Source organism: Rheinheimera texasensis (assembly GCF_964031785.1).
Classification (GTDB): domain Bacteria; phylum Pseudomonadota; class Gammaproteobacteria; order Enterobacterales; family Alteromonadaceae; genus Pararheinheimera; species Pararheinheimera texasensis_A.
Genome location: NZ_CAXIRE010000021.1, coordinates 162,388 through 181,838 on the forward strand (window position 1 = coordinate 162,388; position 19,451 = coordinate 181,838).

Below are 19,451 nucleotides of genomic sequence, written 5' to 3' on the forward strand. Positions count from 1 at the left end.
TCCTTAAACCGGCACGGGCCGGTGTTGCTGATAAAGTTGATAAATGTGTTGGCACAACGCGGCACCAACTTCTGGCGTGAGGCCATCTTCGGTCAGGGTATTTTGCCGGGTCACCCCATCGACGCTGCCATGAGCTGATAAAAATTGCAGCACTGGTTTTGCATCGCAGCAAGCAAACAAATCCTGACCGCTTTGTAGCGACAAAAAACAGGCCAGGCCATAAGCGCCCCAGTTTGACACATCCGCCACAATTAATTCGTCACAGCAGGTTAGCGCTGGCCGGATATCCAGCGCACCAATGATATTGGCGATATTGCCCATGCCTATTTCGTTGCCACCGTCGCCGATACCGACAGTGGCGACACCTGAGTCGCGCGCCAGCTGCACCAATGCATCCAAATCAGCGACTCTGCAGCTGATATCTTCATGGCGCATATTGTAATAACGCCCATCGGCGGCTTTACCAGGTCTTTCGATACAAAGTACCGCCGCCGGCTGATAGATTGTCAGCAGTTCGCTGGCACGGGTATGGCCATCAGAGCCAAGCTGCATCTGTTCTACCTGAAAGTCGCGCTGCAGCGCAGTATATAAAGGCTCACCACAAACCAGCACTGGCTTGATACCAAGTTGTTGCAACATGCGATAGATGGCTATAGCGCCGACCGGGCCGTCGGTTTCAAAAGTACCGGCCACCGGAAAACCGGTGCCAATCAGCACGTGTTGGCCAGGTTTAAACAGCAATGCTGCCGTGCGAGCCAGATATCCGGGCCGCAGCGCCTGGCGCGCCAACGCCATACCGCGCAGGTTACGCTCAACCAGTAAACCTTCTATCTGCTGGCTGAGCTGCAGAACTGCTTGCGACGCGACTGTTGTTTGCTCTGTTGCTGCCATTTAGTTGCCCATTTGGCGAATTTCCGTGCTATCGCCAGCTTGTACCCACTGCGCCGCCAGATGGTCCAGCTGCAGTTGTAAAGCCAGCAAGCGCTGCCGCTCCTGCAACACTGCTGTTGCCGCGTCCAGCCAATAAAACCTGACCAGGTTACCGGTCATCAGCTGGCCGATTTGTTCACAGGCGCCGCGGCTTAAGGCGCCGGTTTTGGGATAACCGCCAATGGTCTGATGGTCGTTTAGCATCACAATCGGCAAGCCATTGGGTGGCAATTGCATGGCACCTAAACAAATCCCTTCAGAATAAAGCGATTGCGCCCGGACGGGCAAAGGTTCACCACCGAGCAACATGCCCATACGGTCGCTGCGCGCTGTGACGCGAAATAACCGCTGTGGCAATAACCGGATAAGCTGTGGGTCCAGTGTGTCGAGCTGGGCGCCACCAACCAGTGCTAAAGCGCGAATGCTGTGATGGTGATAATGCTGATGATAAGGCAAAGACAGCTGTGGATCGGCTTGCCGCCAGGGTTGACATGGCAGTAAAGAACCAACGGTGACAGCGCTGCCCTGTCCATCCGGCCCACCGACTTTTTCCCGCAGCACGGTGGCGACACTGCCACAAATAAGCGGCGCTTCAAAGCCACCGGCGACGGCCAGATACGCCCTGGCGCCAGCCCGGCTGTAGCCGATTTCAAGTAAATCCCCGGCCTGCAATAACAAAGTGCGATATCTGGCCACCGGCTGACGATTCAGCAGCAATGGCATCGCAGCGCCGGTGACAGCCAACAGCAGCGGCTGCTCAGCGCGAAATGCTGCATTGCCTAACGTGATCTCCAGCACCGGCGGACAAGGACCAGTCACACTGTTGTGATTACCAACCAGCGCATTGGCCAGTCGCGCCGCGGTTAAATCCACAGCGCCGCCCTGCGTCAGGCCCGCAGCCGCGCCGCCAAAACGGCCGGCATCCTGCAATTGCACGCTGCTATGGCTTTGCAACACCCACAGGCCCGATGTGCTGGCTGGTAGTCGCTGTGTCATAGCTGGCCACCTAAACGCAAAAACTCGGCCCGCTCGACCGCGACAAAACGCACGGTATCACCGACGGCAAAAGGCATCATCGGACTGGCGTTTAAATCAAATAACAGTGTTGGGCAGTTGCCAAGCAGACGCCAGCCACCGGGAGATGCTGCCGGGTACACGGCGGTTTGCCGATCGGCAATAGCGACACTGCCGGCGGCAACCTGCGGTCTTGGCGTAGCAAGCCGTGGTGTCTGCAGACGCTCATTGATAAAACCGAGATAAGCAAAACCCGGTGCAAAGCCGATAGCATAAACCTGATACGCCTGAGCGCTGTGCAGCCGGATAAGCTCGGCAGGGCTTATCTGATGCAGCGCAGCAACCTCCAGCAGATCAGGGCCGGTTTCAATGCTGTAATAACATGGCAGTTCGATGAATTTGCCCGCAGCGGCCATATCTGCCGGGCGGAATAACCAGGCACTGGCGTCAAACAGCTGTTGGCCGATGTGCTGATGGTCGGTTTTCAGCACATCAAAAATCAGCAGCACCGAAGTATATGATGGCACCAGTTCCAGCAAAGCATCACCAAGCAATAACGGCAGCTGCAGCCGCAGATGTTGCAGCAACTGCATCAGCTCAGGACCGGGGCCGTCAGGCGCGAGGGGCGACAAATCCAGCAACAAAGCCTGTTCGCTGTGGACACAAAGCCGCACCGGAATGTCCTGGCTCAAAGGCACTGACAGACGCATCTACAGCACCGCCAGACTGGCATTGGTCAAGTCCGTCACCAGCATACAACCCGGACTGTGGCTAAAAGCTAAGTCCGGTCTGGCATGGCGAATAGCAACCTGCGGCGTGACACCACAGGCCCAGAACACCGGCAGTTCGCCGGCGCGGATGGTGACTGCATCACCATAATCGGGTTGATGAATGTCACGGATACCAATCAGTGCCGGATCGCCAAGATGCACAGGCGCGCCATGCACAGTCGGAAACCGGCTACAAATCTGAATGGCGCGAATGGCATCGGCAGCCAGCATTGGCCGCATACTGACGACCATCTGGCCCTGAAAAGGCCCGACCGGTGTGAGCCTGAGATTAGTGTTATACATCGGCACGTTTTTTTGTTCGCTCTGGTGGCGCAGTTCAATCCCGGCTTGTTGCAGTGCATCTTCAAAGGAAAACGAGCAGCCAAGCAGAAAACTGACCATATCAGCACGCCAGTACGGCGATAAATCATTGACACTTTCTACCAGCCTGCCATCGCGGAACAAGTTGTAACGCGGGGCGTCGCGGCGGATGTCGAGTGTATGCCCACCGACCAGCATTTCATATTGACCCGGGTATTCGGCCACCGCAATTAACGGACAAGGCTTTGGATTGACAAGACAAAATTTGAGGAAATCAGCGGCCAAAACTTCAGGCAATATCGCCAGATTGGCCTGCACATAACCATTGGCGAGACCTGCAGTCGGCCCCTGCAACAAACCTTGCCGGGCGGCCGTGCGTACGGCTTGCGGCATAGAGCTGGCGTTTAGGTGCATCGGAGTTCCTTTGTCTCGGCTAGGTTCTGTATACACTGGCATAACCGCTGCGCGCCTGCCAATGATAAAATGCTGAAAAACAACAAATATCCCGATAGAATGATGCAGCTACGCACGCCTGTGGTGCGCAGAATTCAAGTGTGAGGTTGCCGATGAACCTGAACCGACGCTGCTGTATCCGTGGCCTGAAGTGGTTGCCATTGTTGTTGCCCTGGCTACTGGCTGCATGCAGTGTCAAACCGCCGGTGCAGATCAATCACCAGATCAATACTGAGCATCAGTCGGCCAATCGCAATGAGCGGGTGCGGCTTTTGGTGCTGCATTATACCGCGATTAACTGGGAGCGTTCGCTCAAGGCTTTGACGCAGCCCGGAGCGACCGCGGTCAGCGCACATTATCTGATCCCGGAGAGTTTTGACCCAACCTATCCGGCCGGCAAAGCACTGCAGGTGTATCAGTTAGTGCCGGAAACACAACGCGCCTGGCATGCCGGCACCAGTCAATGGGAAGACCGGCAGGCATTAAATGACCAGTCGATTGGTATTGAACTGGTCAATCAGGGCTGGTGTCATCAGCGTGAAACTGTTGTTAGCAGCACCGCCCGGGCCGACGCAGTGAACACATTGTGCCTGACACCGGATTTTGACCCGGCGCAGCTGCAACTGCTGGCGACTTTATTAACAGATATTCTGGCGCGAAATCCGGAGATCACGCCGACCCGGGTGCTGGCGCACAGCGATATTGCGCCATCGCGTAAACAAGACCCGGGCCCGCGCTTTCCATGGCAATGGCTGGCACGTCAGGGTATTGGCGCCTGGTATGACGACGCCGTTTTACTGAAGTATTGGCATGGCCTGCAAAGCCTGCCGCCACCGGACTTGGTGCAGCGTGCACTCAGGCGCTACGGTTACGGCATTGCAGTCACCGGGACTTGGGACCAACCCAGTCGCGACGTGTTGACTGCCTTTCAGCGCCATTTTGTACCAAACCGCGTCAGCGGAGAATTAGACATAGAGACTGTCGCCGTGCTTTGGGCCTTGCTGGAAAAGTATTTTCCTGACAGTCTGACCGGAAAACAAAGTCTGGCGCTGCCGTTGCAATAAGGCGCCTGGCTCCATAAAAAATAAAAAAAGAGGTGATCTTTGGCAGAATGGATGACGCTCATCCCGGCAGTTGTGGCTATTGCTGTGGTGTTGTGGCGTAAAGAAGTCATAGTGGCGCTGGTGTTGTCACTGTTTAGCGCTGAACTCCTGCTGCTGCTCAAAGGCGGCAGTTCTTTGGTGGGCGCTTCAGCCCTTGGTGCTGTCAATACTCTCGAAGCCCTTACCACTGTGCTGACCGATCCGGGTAATGCCCGTTTGCTGTTGTTTGCACTGATGGTGGGCGCCCTGATGGCCTACATGCGTTACTCCGGTGGTGTCGCTGCGCTGGTGACCAGTCTGGTCAATCGGGGTGTCGCAAAAACGCCACGGCAAAGTAAATTGCTGGCATTCTGGACCGGCGTCGTCATTTTTATCGAATCGAATTTGTCGGTGCTAACCGCTGGTATTTTATCGCGGGGATTGTTTGATAAATTCAAAATCAGCCGGGCTGAACTGGCGTATATCATCGACAGTACCAGTGCACCGATTTGTATCCTGATTTTACTGAACGGCTGGGGTGCTTATGTGCTGGGGCTGATTTCGCCTTATGCGCTGACCGACAATCCGGTATCGGTGTTAATGGCCACTATCCCGCTGAATTTCTATGCGATTTTTACATTGTTGCTGCTGTTTTTTACCATCTGGACCGGCCGTCATCTGGCACCGATGCGCCGTGCGAACCAAGAGCTGAATAAAATTGACGGTCATGATGAGCAGGAAGTCGCGCCGACTAAAGCGCGTTTTATGCTGGTGCCGCTGCTGACGATGATTTTTGGCATGGTCGGTTTTATGCTCTGGACCGGCAATGGCGATTTATCACAAGGCTCTGGCTCGAAATCGGTGTTGTACGCCACCACGTTAAGTTGTGTCGTCGCTTATCTGATGCTGTTATTAAGCAAACGCTACGACCATCAGCAACTGGTCAATATCGGTTTTAAAGGTATGAGTGAACTGCTGGGGCTGGTCAGTATTTTGTTACTGGCGCTGGCTTTGGGGCAGAGCTTAAAGAATCTCGGTACCGGTTTATATATCTCCGGCGTCGTGGCGGAAACCTTACCGCTGTGGTTAATTCCGGCGATGTTATTTTTAGCTGGCGCGCTGATTTCGTTTACCACCGGCACCTCCTGGGGCACTTTTGCCATCCTGATCCCGATTGGCATGCCGCTGGTGGTGAATCTGGGGTTACCGCCGCCGCTGGTGCTGGCAGCCATTTTAGGTGGTGGTGTATTTGGTGATCACTGCTCGCCGATTTCAGACACCACTGCGGTGAGTGCAGTAGCCGCCGGTTGTGATTTGCTGGAGCATACCCGTACCCAACTACCCTACGCGCTGATTTGCGCTACGCTGGCACTGTTGGGGTATCTGCTGTGTGGTGCGCTGATGATTGGCTAAGCCAAGTGCTGGCGCAAATTAAAAAAGCAGCCGTTGGCTGCTTTTTTAATTTTTACGGTGAGGCTGTGTTGCTGCTTCAGGCTGCGTTGGCCGGTGTCAGCTCCGTCAGTTGCTGTGCCAACAACTCAGCCTCTACCGGCCAGAAGGTTTCGTCGCGGGGTTGTTCTACACCTGTCACTCCATCCTTTGGACGGCAATTTTTTAAGGCGTCGCGCCATTCCTGCGGTACCTGTTCGATGCCGCCGATAGCGCCAAACACCGCCGCAACAATCACCGCGTTAGTACCGGTGTCACCGCCCAGACGGATAGTGTCGACCAGGGCCTCGCCTAAGGATTTGGCATATAACAGCTGAAACAACAGATTTTGGAAAGCCGCTAAGGCCGGATTTTGCTGCCGAAGCTCGCTGCTGCCCGGCATAAACAACGCTTGCGCAATAGCTGCGCGGATCTGCGGGTCTGATTTGAGTTCCAGCGCCCAGGTCTCAACGTCCTGATACAAAGTGTCGGCATCAGCGCCACTGTCGATGGCTTTGGCCAGTAACATCGCATACAGGCCGCTGATTTCCTGCATCAGCACGGCATTTTGCGTCAACGCAGTATCGGCCATCGCCCAGGCGGCAATTTGTGGCAGCGAAAAATGGACCCCGAGAATACACAGCGGCGTTAAACGGGCTAAGGCATTGGCGGTATAGTCGTGCTCATCCGGCCCGCCGACAATGGCGCGTTGTAATGAGGCACCAAGTGCAAAAGGTTCGGTGCTGAGCCAATACCGATAAGCAGACAACGCCTGTTCATCCTGATAACTGCGGCAATATTGCAGCATTCTGGCCTGCAGCAACATCAGCTCGCCTTCTTCAGTTGGCTGCCCGGCCAGTGTGTGCCAGGGACCGCAATCCTGCAGTTGCAAAAGCTCTGCTGCCGGCTTACGTCTGAGTTCCGCCGGCTGACAAAACTCAAACTGGGTGCCCAATGCATCGGCGGCCAAAGCCGCAGTCAGCGCACCCTGCGCCCGTTGCAAAGTAGTTAAAGCCATGACACCTCCTGTATGCAATAAATCTGATGCACAGTCTGCAGGCTGAGCCTGTACATTGCAAGCTTCTGATTTTACAAAAGTCCCTGTTGACAGGGCCTAGAGCGCATTTGTTGTTGCTGACTGTGTAAATAACCGACAAAAAAGCCAACCCAAAGGTTGGCTTTCAGATGACCCGACAGATCAGGTGGCTTTTCAGCCGCCGTATTTCTCCGCCAGATATAACCAGGTTTCCAGCACTGTATCCGGGTTCAGCGATACAGAATCAATGCCCTGATCCATCAGCCAGGCGGCGAAATCTTCATGATCCGACGGGCCCTGGCCACAAATACCGACATATTTGCCTTTGGCTTTGGCGGTAGAAATCGCCATCGACAACAGCTTTTTAATCGCCGGATTGCGTTCATCAAACAGATGGGCAATAAGGCCTGAATCACGGTCCAGACCCAAAGTCAGCTGCGTCAGATCGTTCGAGCCAATCGAGAAGCCATCGAAGAATTCGAGGAACTCCTCAGCCAACAGACAGTTCGATGGCAGCTCACACATCATGATGACTTTGAGGCCATTTTCGCCACGTTTTAAGCCTTGCTCAGCCAATAAACCAATCACAGCTTCGGCTTCGCTTAAGGTGCGCACGAATGGGATCATGATCTCGACGTTGGTCAGGCCCATGTCGTTGCGCACACGTTTTAAAGCTTCACACTCAAGGGCAAAACAATCGCGGAAATCTTCCGAGATATAACGCGACGCACCACGGAAACCAATCATCGGGTTCTCTTCGTGTGGCTCGTATTGACGGCCACCAACCAGGTTGGCGTATTCGTTTGATTTAAAATCGGACATCCGCACTATCACGCGCTCTGGCGCAAAAGCGGCCGCCAGCGTGGAAATACCTTCAGTCAGTTTGGCGACATAAAATTCCACCGGCGAGGCATAACCGGCCATCATTTCATCGATTTGAGCTTTGACATCCGCCGGTTGCACACTGTAGTTCAGCAGTGCTTTGGGATGCACCCCAATCATCCGGTTGATGATAAATTCCAGACGCGCCAGGCCAATACCGGCGTGTGGCAGTTTGGCAAAACCAAAAGCACGCTCCGGATTACCGACGTTCATCATGATTTTCATCTTCAGCGCCGGCATGCTGTCAACGCGGGATGTCACGACGTTAAATGGCAGAATGGCGTCATAGACATAACCGGTGTCACCTTCGGCACAAGACACTGTGACTTGCTGACCGGTTTTGACTTTGGAGGTCGCATCGCCACAACCGACCACAGCCGGAATACCCAGTTCACGCGCGATAATCGCCGCGTGACAAGTTCGGCCGCCACGGTTAGTGACAATAGCTGAGGCGCGTTTCATGATCGGTTCCCAGTCCGGGTCTGTCATGTCGGTAATGAGCACATCACCCGGCTGGATTTGGTCCATATCGGCGATGCTGGCCAGCACTTTGGCCGTGCCAGAGCCGATTTTGTGGCCGATGGCGCGGCCTTCAGTGACAACTGCGGCGCTGCCTTGTAACTGGTAACGTTCCATCGAGTTGCTGTCTTCGCGCGAACGTACCGTTTCTGGCCGTGCCTGGACGATGTAAAGCTTGCCGTCGATACCGTCTTTCGCCCATTCGATGTCCATCGGCCGGCCATAGTGTTTTTCGATGATGATGGCCTGACGGGCTAACTCTTCCACTTCGGCATCAGTAATGGAGAACTGACGGCGTTTGTCGGCGGCGACATCTTCAATCCGCACTTGTTTGCCGTGGCTATGTTCGCCGGAATACACCATCTGCACCGCCTTACTGCCTAAGGTGCGGCGCACCACTGCCGGACGGCCGGCGCTGACCGTTGGTTTATGCACATAAAATTCGTCCGGATTGACGGCGCCCTGCACCACCATTTCGCCAAGGCCAAAGCTGGAGGTGATAAACACCACGTCTTCAAAACCTGATTCGGTATCAATCGAGAACAACACGCCGCTGGAGGCGCAGTCAGAGCGCACCATGCGCTGTACACCGGCGGATAACGCCACGCCGCGGTGGTCGTAGCCCTGGTGCACGCGATAAGAAATGGCGCGGTCGTTAAATAACGAAGCAAATACGTGTTTGATGGCTTCGATGACGTGCTCGTAGCCACGCACGTTTAAGAAGGTTTCCTGCTGACCGGCGAAAGACGCGTCCGGCATATCTTCGGCGGTGGCGCTGGAGCGTACTGCGAAGGAAGCATCGTTGCCCATACCGGCGCAGAGCTCATCAAAAGCCTGACGGATGGCGGTTTCAAACTCAGGTTGGAATGGTGTGTCAATGACCCACTGACGGATTTGCGCACCAGCTTTGGCCAGAGCTGTTACATCGTCAACATCCAGGCCGTCGAGCAGCTGATAAATCCGCTCGTTCACACCGCTTTGCTCAAGGAATTGGTTAAAGGCTTCGGCGGTGGTGGCAAAGCCACCCGGCACTTGCACACCGACGCCAGAAAGGTTACTGATCATCTCACCCAAAGAGGCATTTTTGCCTCCAACCCGCGGGACATCGTGCATGCCCAAATCCTGATACCAAACAACGAATTCTTGCACAGTATGTCTCCAATTTTTGTTGCAGGTTATGTAAGCTTACAGCGGCAGACACGTAAGCGAAATAATTCTACACTGCTGGCCGTCTAAATTAAAATGCTAATTTTTAATGAAAATTTATAACAACAAATGGGGTTTTTGATGCGTACAGCCTTTTATATCTCTGATGGTACGGGCATTACGTCCGAAGTGTTCGGACACGCTTTGCTGTCGCTGTTTGAAGCCGAATTCGACCATGTCACTATCCCATTTGTCGAAACTCCGCTGAAAGCCGAACAAGCCAAGCAACGGATTAACGATCGTTATAAAACTACCGGAGTACGGCCGCTGGTGTTCCTTACTTTTGTTGATGAGCAACTGCGCGCAATTATTAACAGCTCTGAGGGCGTCTGTTACGACTTTCTCAATGCTTTTGTTGAGCCAATGCAAAAAGAACTGGGCATTCCAGCCAAACCGAAAACCCACCGTACCCACAGCATTCATGAAAAAACTTATGACTATCGCATCGACGCTGTGAACTACGCACTTGCCAATGACGATGGCGCTAATCTGAAAGATTATGCCAAGGCCGATATCATCTTAGTCGGCGTTAGCCGTAGCGGCAAAACGCCGACTTCGCTTTATCTGGCACTGCAGTACGGCATCAAAGCGGCCAACTATCCTTTTGTCGAAGAAGATATGGATTCACTGCATTTACCGGCAGCGTTAAAGCCGCACCGCAACAAGCTTTTTGGCCTGACCATTACGCCAGAGCGTTTAAGCCAAATCCGTGAGCAGCGCCGGCCTAACAGCCGCTATTCGTCGCTGCGCCAATGCAAGCTGGAACTGGATGAAGTGGAAAATCTGTATCACAAAGAGCGGATCCCTTATTTGAACTCCACCACTTTGTCGATTGAAGAGATCAGCGCCAAAATCATGGCCGAAACCGGCTTAAAACGGCAAAAGTACTAAGAGATTTGACAGCGTCAGCAGAGTTGCAGTTGACGGCAAAGTTGCAGCGGTTCTGCTGTATACAGCGGCTCTTGTTGTTTTTGATGCACCAGGTCGACAATGGCCTGGTTAACCGGCGTGTTGATACCGTGTTGCTTAGCAAGCTGCACCACAGCGCCATTTAGAAAGGCAATTTCGGTGCGACGGCCACTGCTGAGATCAGCCGACATCGACAGTCGCGCTTGCGGGTCTATCCGCAGCATCTTGGCGGCCACCCGGCGGAACAGCCAGTCCGGTAGCCGTAAGACCAAAGGCAATAACGTCGGTTTTAACGCGGTAAATTGCATTGGCGTGACTTGTTCACAAGCACAAACCGCCAGCCATTCCCGCATCGCTGCGCTAAGCAACAACCGCCAATGCCGGTTCAGCAACTGGGCGCGCAGCGGCAAGCCAGACACGGCGTTTAACGCATTATTCAGATTAAGCAGTAATTTGCCATATTCTGCCGCTTTCATATCGTCGACGGCCTGTACTTCCAGACCGCGGCTGTAAAACGCCTGTTGCAGATATTGAACCACAGCTGTATCCACCGCAGGCCAGAGCAAATTGCCACTGCTGCTTTGCAAAAACTGCCCCGGCGCGGGACTCACCACATTAAACGGCACTATGGCGCGCAGCACCGGGTTATGTAGTTGTGATTGGATAATGTCGGTGATGCCGATGCCATTTTGCAGCGCAATGACCGGCACATCAGGGCGTAAATGCGGTTTAATTTGTTGTAACAGTGCACTGAGCGCAGTGGCTTTGACGGACAGCAACACCACATCGGCTTCAATCAGACTGACGAAAGAGGTGTAAAACGCGACTGCGGAAGCGCTGGCCTGATAGTGTTCTGCGGCTTGTTGCCAGCGAGCAGTCAGTCCATGTGCCGCCAGTTCCAGCCCCATATAATCGCGGCCAAACAACATCAGTTCCAAATCAGCGTCTTGTGCCAGAATAGCGCCTAAAAAACAGCCGATGCTGCCTGCGCCGACAATGCCCACCCGGTATTTACGCCCACTGGTTTGCACTTTGCTTTGCAGGTCCTGCATCGGCTGTCCTTAGCCGGTCCACCGGCTGTTTATTTACGCACGTTTCGAAGTGTATCTGCGATCAAAAACGCCAGCTCCAGCACCTGATCGGCATTTAGACGCGGGTCACACTGGGTGAAATAACGCTGACTTAAATCGTTCTCAGACAGGCCGTAAGCGCCGCCGGTACATTCGGTGACATGTTCACCGGTCATCTCCAGATGGATACCGCCGGCATGCGAACCTTCTGCCTGATGCACCGCAAAGAAGTTGCGTATCTCACGCAGAATAGCCTCAAAATCACGGGTTTTGTATTCGTTGCTGGCTTTGACGGTGTTGCCGTGCATCGGATCTGAGCTCCAGACCACTTTACGGCCTTCACGCTGCACCCGGCGCACTAAGGCTGGCAGTTTGTCTGCAAGTTTATCAGCGCCCATCCGCGTGATCAGCGTCAGCCGGCCCGGGATATTGTCCGGGTTCAGCGCGTCGATTAAGCGGATAAGATCCAGTTCATCCATACCAGGGCCAATCTTCACACCTATCGGGTTATGAATACCGCGGAAAAATTCGATATGCGCGTGGTCCAGTTGCCGTGTACGTTCGCCAATCCACACCATGTGCGCCGAGCAGTCGTACCACAGCCCGGTTAACGAATCACGTCGCGTCAGCGCTTCTTCGTAATTGAGCAGCAAGGCTTCATGCGAGGTGTAGAGCGTGGTCTCGCGAATAGACGGCGAGGTCTGGGCGCTGATGCCGCAAATTTCCATAAAACGCAGCGCTTCCTGAATACGCTGCGCGATATCCTGGTAACGGCCTTTTAATGGGTTGCTTTCAACAAAGCCCATATTCCAGCGGCTGACCTGATGCAGGTCGGCCAGGCCGCCCTGAGCAAAAGCCCGTAACAGGTTTAGCGTCGCGGCGCTGTGGTGATAAGCCGTCATCAGCCGGTTTGGATCTGGCTGGCGGGCGGCTTCAGTGAATTCAAAACTGTTGACGATATCGCCGCGATAACTTGGCAGGCTGATGCCATCGATAGTTTCTAAATCGCTGGAGCGTGGCTTGGCATATTGACCGGCCATGCGGGCGACTTTCACCACAGGACAGCTGCCGGCAAAGGTCAATACCACAGCCATCTGCAGCAGGACTTTAAAAGTGTCACGGATCTTCGGCGCATTAAAGTTGCTAAAGCTTTCCGCACAATCACCACCCTGCAATAAAAACGCATTGCCCTCGGCCACCTGGCCGAGCTGACTAAACAGATCACGGGTTTCCTGAGCAAAAACCAGCGGCGGATATTTGTGCAGCTGCTGCTCTACCGAGGCTAATAAAGCCTGATCTTCATAATGGGGTTGCTGTTGGATCGGAAATGCTCGCCAGCTTTGAGGCGTCCAGGTAGTCACTTTAAAATTCCTATGTCAGGTGTTTGTGGATGTAAATTTCGCTTGGGTTATGGCTCCACCGCACAAGGTAAAGGCACTGGCAGCGAAATTCAACGCTTTCACCGGATAAATTTCAATCTGGACGTATAAACGGCTATTTAATGCTCAGCCTTGCTTTAAATGCCGCACTAACTGCTGACAAGCCTGCTCAATCAGATCAAATACCACAGCAAAGCCACGTGGGCCGCCATAATAAGGGTCCGGTACTTCCTGCCATTTTGGATACTCCGGGTGATACTGCAGCAGCAGTTTTAATTTGTGTTGCTGCTCAGGTGGGCAACGACGGGTTAAATCAGCCAGATTTTGCTGATCCATCGCTAAAATTAAGTCATAGTCATGAAAGTCAGCCGGTAGTACGGGCCGTGATTTGATGCCTTTAAAGGAATAATCCGGTGCCGCCTTGATACTGCGCGGGTCCGGTGCGTCACCTTTGTGCGAAGCACTGGTACCGGCCGATTCGACTTCGCACACCAGCCCTTGAGTGGCTGCTAACTGACGAAATACCGCGTGTGCGGTCGGCGAGCGACAAATATTTCCCAAACAGACAAACAGTATTTTCACTGACAAGGCCCTGACTCTAAACAAGTTGCGCCAGTATACGAATTTTGTGACTATTTGAAAGTAGCAGCAGCCAGACAAGGAAAAAGCAGTGACTGATGTATCAAATGCGGCTGTACTTCACCAGGTGGAGCAGCAACTGAATCAGGTGATCCTCGGTAAACCGCAGCAAATCCGGCTGGCGCTGACCTGCCTGCTGGCCGGTGGCCATCTGCTGCTGGAAGATATGCCCGGCATGGGTAAAACCACACTGGCGCACGCCTTAGCCCAAAGCCTCGGTTTGAGTTATCGCCGTGTGCAGTTTACCAGTGACCTGTTGCCGGCCGACCTCACCGGTTTTAACCTGTTTGATGCGCGCACCCAGGAGTTCAGATTCCAGAGCGGGCCAGTATTTAGTCAGGTATTGCTGGCCGATGAAATCAACAGAGCCAGTCCGAAAACCCAAAGCGCACTGCTTGAAGCGATGGAAGAGCATCAGGTGTCGATTGATGGTGCTACCCGTGAGTTACCCGCGCCATTTTTTGTTATCGCCACGCAAAATCCACAAAATTACAGCGGCACCAATGCCCTGCCGGAATCTCAGCTCGACCGGTTTATGCTGCGTTTGAGCCTGGGTTTTCCTGACCGTGCCGCCGAGCTGCAGCTATTACAACAACAGGCCGGCCGCAGCGCGGCGCTGCAGGCCATACTAAATCCGCTGACTTTAGTGGAGTTACAGCAGGCGGTGGATGCGATCCACTGCAGCGAGCCGCTATTGCTGTATGTGCTGGATTTGGTCAGCAACAGTCGTAGCCGGCAGGATATGCAGGCGCTGTCGCCGCGGGCAGCCAAAGCGCTGGTTAGAGCCGGTCGCGCGTACGCCTTAATTTGTGGCCGTAGTTTTGTCACAGCCGACGACATCCGGCACATTTTTCCGGCTGTGGCGGAGCACCGGTTACATCCGGGCGGCCATGCCGGTGAAACCAACGCCAGTACTCTGTTGTTACAACAAACGCCTTGCCAAATCTGAGATGAAAGCGATTTTAGCTGCCATCAGAGCCAGAATTCGTCAGCGCGTCTGGCACTGGCTCGATCAGCGCATTCCGGCGGCAGCCGAACAAAAACTACGCCAGCACATGTTGTTTGTCTTTCCGACGCCTTTTGGTTTTGCCCTGCTGGCCTTAGTGGTGTTGTTATACATTCTTGGTACTAACTATCAGAATAATCTGGTGATCTTACTTGGTTATCTGCTGCTGGTACTCTGCCTCGCGGCTATCCTGCTGGCATTTCTGAATTTACATCACACCATAGTAAAAGCCGAAGTTCCCGGCGATACCTGTGTTGGCGAATCCGTGCACATCATGCTGCACCTGCAACGCACCAGCGGTTTGCCACAAACGCTGCAACTGGGCTGGCAAGACGAGGCATTTATGCTCGCGACGGGCCACACTCAGTTATTGACCTTAGCAGCGGTCAAACGCGGCTATCACGCGATCCCCCGCCTTAAGCTGCAATCGGTTTACCCTTTTGGTCTGGTCCGCTGCTGGAGTTATGTCCGCCTCGATTGTAACTATTGGGTGTTTCCAAAGCCGCGGCTGTCGCAGTTCAGCGCATTACAGGCTAAGGATAACAGCGGCAACCGTGAAGAATGGTCCGGACAGCGCCAATATCAGCCTGGCGATGCCTGGCGGCAGCTGGACTGGAAGCGCTTCAGCCGGCAGCAGCAGTTAATGGTGCATCAGTACAGCGCTGTCAGCCAACCGCTGCGGGAGATTTGGCTGACCGCCGATGCACGGATTGACGGGCTGGAAGCGCAGCTGTCAGACCTTGCTGCCCGGGCGCAGCTGCATGAACAAACGGCTCAGCCCTTTGGCTTGCGTCTGGCGCAGCGCGAAGTGGCGATTGGTGTGGGGCCGGCGCATTTGCGCCAGGTGTTACAGGAGCTGGCATTATGCTGACGTTGAGCCCGGCACTGTTTCAGGCGTTGCAATGGCGTTTGTGGTTGTTTCAGCTGCTGCTGTGGGCGCTATTGCTGCCAGCTTATACCTCCTGGAGCCTGGCGGTGTTTGCGTTGTTATTGCTGGCTAAGCTTTGGCAATTGTATCGAAACGGTAAGCCATGGAGCCTGGGTTACAGCAATTTGCTGGCCGGTGGGATGCTGCTGGCGTTGCTGCTGAGCGCCCGCGAGCTTGGCGTCATGCACCTGATGTTTCATTTCCTGTTGCTCGCTGCAGTACTACGCTTATTAGGTCTGACACCACAGCGGCGCACGGACGTGGTTCAGCTGATTTGGGTCCACTACTTTTTGCTGGCCTGCGCTTTTATTCTGCATCAGGACTTGTGGCTCGCGGCCATTATTCTGGCTGCCTTTACGCTTAATCTCTATGCACAGTACCTGACGTTCTGCACCGAAATACCGCGTCTGCAATGGCGAATTCTGAGCCGAAATACGCTGTTGGTGATGCTGTTCACCAGCGCTTTGTTTGTGTTGTTTCCGCGTTTGCCACCGTTGTGGCAATTGCCGGGCGCCAAAATGACACAAACGGGCCTTACCGACAACTTAGCACCGGGCGCCGTAGGCCAGTTACTGCAGTCAGACGCGCTGGCGTTTCGGGTACGCTTCAGCGGTCAGGCGCCAGCGGCATTCCAGCGTTATTTTCGCGCCAAAGTTTACGACGTGTTTGACGGCAGCAACTGGCGTGCGCAGCGCTTGCAGACCCGGACTTTGCCGCCAGCTAATGGCGTGGCGCAATTTAGCTATACCCTGGTGGCGGAACCACATCAGCAATTCAGTTTATTTAGCCTCGGCGTGGTGCAGCAGCACAGCCAGAACGTGCAGGCGACGAACGAGGCCTTGCTGGTGACTGAGCAGCCGCTGAGCCAGCGACTCAGTTATCAGGTGGCCAGCAGCATCAGCCCGCTAAAAGCCAGTGGCAATATCAACCGCTACTTGCAGCTGCCGGCTGGTAACCCGCAAAGCAGGGCGCTGGCCCGGCAATTGAGCGAAAATACTGCCACCGCAACTGTTTTAGTCCAGCGCATCAGTGATTATTTCCGCGAGCAGGAGTTTCGTTACAGCCTGAGGCCCGGTGAGCTCAGTGGTGCCCAGATTGACCAGTTTTTATTTGAACGCAAACTCGGTTTTTGCAGTCATTACGCTGGCGCAACGGTGTTTTTATTGCGCGCCGCCGGCATTCCTGCCCGCTTAGTCGGCGGTTATTTAGGTGGCGAGTGGCAGGATGACGGCGCTTACCTGCAAGTATTGCAAAAAGATGCGCATGCCTGGGTGGAATATTATCAGGATGGCCAATGGCTCAGTTTCGACCCCACCGCTTTGATTGAGCCGTCATTGCTGCAGGAAACTTTGTCAGATACCAATCTCGGCGACTTTGCCGGTGCTGGTGGTGACTGGATGCTGGCGAAGCTGCGGTTGATGGTGCTGCAACCGTTGCGCGATCTGGACTATTACTGGTCGATGTGGGTGCTGAGCTTCGATTCGACGCAGCAACAAGGTTTGTTTGGTCAGTTACGGCAATGGCAACAGGATTTCCGCCTGCCGCCGTACTTCTGGGTGTGGCTGCTGGTACCCGCTGCAATCGCGGGCGTTTGGTATTGGCGGCGCCGGCCGCAACAAGACCCGACCACCCGCTTATTCCAGCCATTGCTGCGATTGCAGCCCAAAGCGCTCGATCAAAGTTATCAGCAATATTTAACACTGTGGGCGCTGCAACAGCCGGTACTTTCCGCAGAGCTGGCCGTGCTAAATGACAGTTATCTGCGTTGGCAATTTGGCGGCGAGACAGCTGCGTATGCCGAGTCCCGCCTGGCCGTGCGCCAGCTGCTGACGCGGCTTAAACGGCTAAAATCCTGAGCGCGGTTTGCACATGTTCGGCGCAGCTGCGGCCAAGGTCGGTCAGGTAACCACCGTCGGCCTGAGTTAACAGGCCCTTTTGATACAATCGACCAATGGCCGCTTTGGTTTCGTCATCAGCGTCTTTGTGGGCTTTGATGCCCTCCAGACTGCTGTCGAGATTAAATAAATTCAGCACGCGGATCTCAACATTCAAATCGGCATTAATTGGCATAAAGACTCCTTGGTGTTGTTTTGTTCTAACCATAGCCTGCAGCAAAAGCCACGGCAACTCAGTTCAGTGCGTCATCACGCCAGAACTTGGTGCCTTTAATAGTTGCTTGCAGTGCCAATCCGGTTTCTGTCAGCTGATAAATAGTGATGTTGTCGACCGTGATCTCGCCGCCAATGGCGTCGCCTTTTTCATTGGCTTTGGCTGCTGCGTCCATCTGTCCGCCGAAGGCCCAGCCGTCATCGACAAAGCGATTCAGTGCCTGCTGGTTGTGGAACACAAATACCAGCCGGTAGTCTTTGGCACCTATCCCAAGCCCAAGTCCAACCTCGCCCATTTTCATATATGTCACAGTGCCATTATTGCTGTGGACCACGCCATGCCCGCCACCGGCGCTGGCGAAAATTAAATTGACGTTGGCATTGGAAAATACCGCATAACCGGCCGCGCGCTCGATACTGTCGGCGGCGTAAGGTTTTTCTTTGTAGAGTTTGTTTAAAGTCGAAGCACGCATTTGTTCAATGGACTGCCGTTTTTGGTCAGCGGTCTGGCCGCTGGTACTGGCGCAGCCGCCAAGCAATAAACTACAGGTGAGGGAAAAAGCAACCAGCCATTTTGTCATTATTTTGCTCCGGGATCAGAAGTGTTGCAGATTCTGACCTGCGCCCGCTGCAAAAGGTTGCAGAAAATTCGGTTAAACGCGGCAGGTCAAAGCAGAAATTTATATTGCTTCATAAACTTAGCCCCGGCAACCAAAAATTGTCCGACGTTAAAAAGCAAAAGGCCGCATGGCGGCCTTTTGGGATGAAGCTTACGGATTAAGTGGCGCTGCGCAGTGCCGCAATGCGTTTTTCCAACGGCGGATGGCTCAAAAACAACTCGCTGCTGGCTGGTTTGTTGGCGATACCAAAGGCCATCATTGAGCCTTCCAGCTGACTGTCGTGGTTGTTACGCAGCCGTTCCAGCGCAGCGACCATTTTGTTGGCACCGACCAGTTTGGCGGCACCGGCATCAGCGCTGTATTCCCGTTTACGCGAGAACCACATCACAATGATGCTGGCAAGCACACCAAACATCATTTCCAGCACAAACACTGTGGCCATGTAAGCAAAACCGCCAGACTCTGACGATTCATCATCGCTGCTGCGGGTGGCATTGTGGATAGCGCCGGCGATGAGTCGCGCCAGGAAAATTACGAAGGTATTGACCACGCCCTGAATCAGCGTCAGCGTCACCATGTCACCGTTGGCAACGTGGGAGACTTCATGCGCCAGGACTGCTTCGACTTCTTCTTCGCGCATGTTACGCAGCAAACCAGTACTGACTGCAACCAGGGCATTGTTGCGGCTCATACCGGTTGCAAAGGCGTTCATTTCCGGCGAGTCGTAAATGGCAACTTCCGGCATGCCGATACCGGCTTGTTGCGCCTGACGCCGTACTGTGTTGACCAGCCAGTGCTCAGTTGCGTTTTGTGGCTGCTCAATCACCACTGCACCTGTGGAGCGTTTTGCCATCCACTTTGACATCGCCAGGGAGATAAAAGAACCGCCAAAACCAAACACTGCAGCCAGTAATAACAGACCGCCCATGCTTTGCCGGTTGATGCCAAAGACACTGAACAGGATGCTCAGCACCACAGACAACACCAGCATCACCGCCAGGTTTGTCATAATAAACAACAGTATACGTTTCATCTCTACCTCAAATTTCTGATGACCTGCCTGTAAGATATGGACTTTAGTGCTAAATTCAAGCCCGATGCGACAATTCGCCTGCCGAGTCCTGCCACCGGCTTGCCGCCATGGTTTTGCA

General features: G+C 54.1%; 18 protein-coding genes. 6 read left to right on the forward strand and 12 right to left on the reverse strand.

Translation table 11 applies throughout. The features are described 5' to 3' along the window. Positions 1-3: 3 nt before the first annotated feature. Genes ABNT34_RS12300 through ABNT34_RS12315 form a run of 4 tightly spaced genes read right to left on the reverse strand, consistent with a single transcriptional unit; the run spans position 4 to position 3,449 of the window. On the reverse strand, positions 4-891 hold the full coding sequence (locus ABNT34_RS12300) for a glutamate cyclase domain-containing protein (protein WP_348732036.1): 888 nt from the start codon (positions 889-891) through the stop codon (positions 4-6). Beyond that, complete coding sequence (locus tag ABNT34_RS12305) at positions 892-1,926, reverse strand: biotin-dependent carboxyltransferase family protein (RefSeq protein ID WP_348732038.1); 1,035 nt, start codon at positions 1,924-1,926, stop codon at positions 892-894. Further along, a complete protein-coding gene (gene pxpB, locus ABNT34_RS12310; RefSeq protein WP_348732040.1) occupies positions 1,923-2,654 on the reverse strand; it encodes a 5-oxoprolinase subunit PxpB in 732 nt (243 codons plus the stop codon). The genes ABNT34_RS12305 and pxpB overlap by 4 nt, the downstream gene beginning before the upstream one ends. Further along, entirely contained in the window at positions 2,655-3,449 is a 795-nt protein-coding gene (locus tag ABNT34_RS12315; RefSeq protein ID WP_348732042.1) for a putative hydro-lyase, read from the reverse strand. 152 nt (positions 3,450-3,601) lie between these two features. Between ABNT34_RS12315 and ABNT34_RS12320 the strand changes: the two genes are divergently transcribed. Both ABNT34_RS12320 and ABNT34_RS12325 read left to right on the forward strand, forming a co-directional pair. Further along, a complete protein-coding gene (locus ABNT34_RS12320) occupies positions 3,602-4,552 on the forward strand; it encodes an N-acetylmuramoyl-L-alanine amidase (RefSeq protein WP_348732044.1) in 951 nt (316 codons plus the stop codon). 39 nt (positions 4,553-4,591) lie between these two features. Next, entirely contained in the window at positions 4,592-5,983 is a 1,392-nt protein-coding gene (locus ABNT34_RS12325) for a Na+/H+ antiporter NhaC family protein (RefSeq protein ID WP_348732046.1), read from the forward strand. A 76-nt stretch (positions 5,984-6,059) separates the two neighbouring features. On the opposite strand, the gene ABNT34_RS12330 is transcribed toward ABNT34_RS12325, so the two are convergent. Next, positions 6,060-7,016, reverse strand: a complete 957-nt coding sequence (locus ABNT34_RS12330) for an ADP-ribosylglycohydrolase family protein (RefSeq protein WP_348732048.1) — start codon at positions 7,014-7,016, stop codon at positions 6,060-6,062. A gap of 192 nt (positions 7,017-7,208) precedes the next feature. Continuing rightward, positions 7,209-9,584 carry a phosphoenolpyruvate synthase gene (gene ppsA / locus ABNT34_RS12335; RefSeq protein ID WP_348732050.1) on the reverse strand — a complete coding sequence of 792 codons (2,376 nt, stop codon included), beginning with the start codon at positions 9,582-9,584 and terminating at the stop codon, positions 7,209-7,211. 135 nt (positions 9,585-9,719) lie between these two features. Between ppsA and ABNT34_RS12340 the strand changes: the two genes are divergently transcribed. Next, entirely contained in the window at positions 9,720-10,532 is an 813-nt protein-coding gene (locus ABNT34_RS12340; RefSeq protein WP_348732052.1) for a pyruvate, water dikinase regulatory protein, read from the forward strand. Between the two features lie 14 nt (positions 10,533-10,546). On the opposite strand, the gene ABNT34_RS12345 is transcribed toward ABNT34_RS12340, so the two are convergent. From ABNT34_RS12345 to ABNT34_RS12355, 3 genes are all read right to left on the reverse strand, one after another. Beyond that, complete coding sequence (locus tag ABNT34_RS12345; RefSeq protein WP_348732054.1) at positions 10,547-11,602, reverse strand: 2-dehydropantoate 2-reductase; 1,056 nt, start codon at positions 11,600-11,602, stop codon at positions 10,547-10,549. A gap of 29 nt (positions 11,603-11,631) precedes the next feature. Next, positions 11,632-12,981: a 3-deoxy-7-phosphoheptulonate synthase class II gene (locus ABNT34_RS12350; protein ID WP_348732056.1), complete on the reverse strand. Its 1,350-nt coding sequence runs from the start codon at positions 12,979-12,981 to the stop codon at positions 11,632-11,634. Between the two features lie 144 nt (positions 12,982-13,125). Continuing rightward, positions 13,126-13,581, reverse strand: coding sequence for a low molecular weight protein-tyrosine-phosphatase (locus ABNT34_RS12355; protein ID WP_348732058.1), 456 nt, complete (start codon positions 13,579-13,581; stop codon positions 13,126-13,128). An 88-nt stretch (positions 13,582-13,669) separates the two neighbouring features. Between ABNT34_RS12355 and ABNT34_RS12360 the strand changes: the two genes are divergently transcribed. From ABNT34_RS12360 to ABNT34_RS12370, 3 genes are read left to right on the forward strand one after another with little or no spacing between them, the layout of a single operon-like run. Continuing rightward, complete coding sequence (locus ABNT34_RS12360; protein ID WP_348732060.1) at positions 13,670-14,587, forward strand: MoxR family ATPase; 918 nt, start codon at positions 13,670-13,672, stop codon at positions 14,585-14,587. A gap of 1 nt (position 14,588) precedes the next feature. Then, on the forward strand, positions 14,589-15,515 hold the full coding sequence (locus tag ABNT34_RS12365; RefSeq protein ID WP_348732062.1) for a DUF58 domain-containing protein: 927 nt from the start codon (positions 14,589-14,591) through the stop codon (positions 15,513-15,515). Then, positions 15,509-17,428: a DUF3488 and transglutaminase-like domain-containing protein gene (locus ABNT34_RS12370; RefSeq protein ID WP_348732064.1), complete on the forward strand. Its 1,920-nt coding sequence runs from the start codon at positions 15,509-15,511 to the stop codon at positions 17,426-17,428. The genes ABNT34_RS12365 and ABNT34_RS12370 overlap by 7 nt, the downstream gene beginning before the upstream one ends. On the opposite strand, the gene ABNT34_RS12375 is transcribed toward ABNT34_RS12370, so the two are convergent. The 3 genes from ABNT34_RS12375 to htpX form a co-directional block, all read right to left on the reverse strand. After that, positions 17,409-17,642: a TIGR02647 family protein gene (locus ABNT34_RS12375; protein ID WP_348732066.1), complete on the reverse strand. Its 234-nt coding sequence runs from the start codon at positions 17,640-17,642 to the stop codon at positions 17,409-17,411. The two genes, ABNT34_RS12370 and ABNT34_RS12375, sit on opposite strands and share 20 nt — an antisense overlap. Positions 17,643-17,700: 58 nt before the next feature. Beyond that, the gene (locus tag ABNT34_RS12380) at positions 17,701-18,261 is read right to left on the reverse strand and encodes a YSC84-related protein (RefSeq protein WP_348732068.1); all 561 of its coding nucleotides are present in this window, start codon (positions 18,259-18,261) and stop codon (positions 17,701-17,703) included. Positions 18,262-18,457: 196 nt separating this feature from the next. Then, positions 18,458-19,333: a protease HtpX gene (gene htpX / locus ABNT34_RS12385; RefSeq protein WP_348732070.1), complete on the reverse strand. Its 876-nt coding sequence runs from the start codon at positions 19,331-19,333 to the stop codon at positions 18,458-18,460. Positions 19,334-19,451 lie beyond the last annotated feature (118 nt).

Excerpts from the sequence above, each read along its gene's own strand:
- pxpB (WP_348732040.1), bottom strand. The coding sequence starts at position 2,654 with ATGCGTCTGTCAGTGCCTTTGAGCCAGGACATTCCGGTGCGGCTTTGT.
- ABNT34_RS12370 (WP_348732064.1), top strand. The coding sequence starts at position 15,509 with ATGCTGACGTTGAGCCCGGCACTGTTTCAGGCGTTGCAATGGCGTTTG.
- ABNT34_RS12300 (WP_348732036.1), bottom strand. The coding sequence starts at position 891 with ATGGCAGCAACAGAGCAAACAACAGTCGCGTCGCAAGCAGTTCTGCAG.
- htpX (WP_348732070.1), bottom strand. The coding sequence starts at position 19,333 with ATGAAACGTATACTGTTGTTTATTATGACAAACCTGGCGGTGATGCTG.
- ABNT34_RS12365 (WP_348732062.1), top strand. The coding sequence starts at position 14,589 with ATGAAAGCGATTTTAGCTGCCATCAGAGCCAGAATTCGTCAGCGCGTC.
- ABNT34_RS12380 (WP_348732068.1), bottom strand. The coding sequence starts at position 18,261 with ATGACAAAATGGCTGGTTGCTTTTTCCCTCACCTGTAGTTTATTGCTT.
- ABNT34_RS12345 (WP_348732054.1), bottom strand. The coding sequence starts at position 11,602 with ATGCAGGACCTGCAAAGCAAAGTGCAAACCAGTGGGCGTAAATACCGG.
- ABNT34_RS12330 (WP_348732048.1), bottom strand. The coding sequence starts at position 7,016 with ATGGCTTTAACTACTTTGCAACGGGCGCAGGGTGCGCTGACTGCGGCT.
- ABNT34_RS12375 (WP_348732066.1), bottom strand. The coding sequence starts at position 17,642 with ATGCCAATTAATGCCGATTTGAATGTTGAGATCCGCGTGCTGAATTTA.
- ABNT34_RS12305 (WP_348732038.1), bottom strand. The coding sequence starts at position 1,926 with ATGACACAGCGACTACCAGCCAGCACATCGGGCCTGTGGGTGTTGCAA.
- ABNT34_RS12320 (WP_348732044.1), top strand. The coding sequence starts at position 3,602 with ATGAACCTGAACCGACGCTGCTGTATCCGTGGCCTGAAGTGGTTGCCA.
- ABNT34_RS12315 (WP_348732042.1), bottom strand. The coding sequence starts at position 3,449 with ATGCACCTAAACGCCAGCTCTATGCCGCAAGCCGTACGCACGGCCGCC.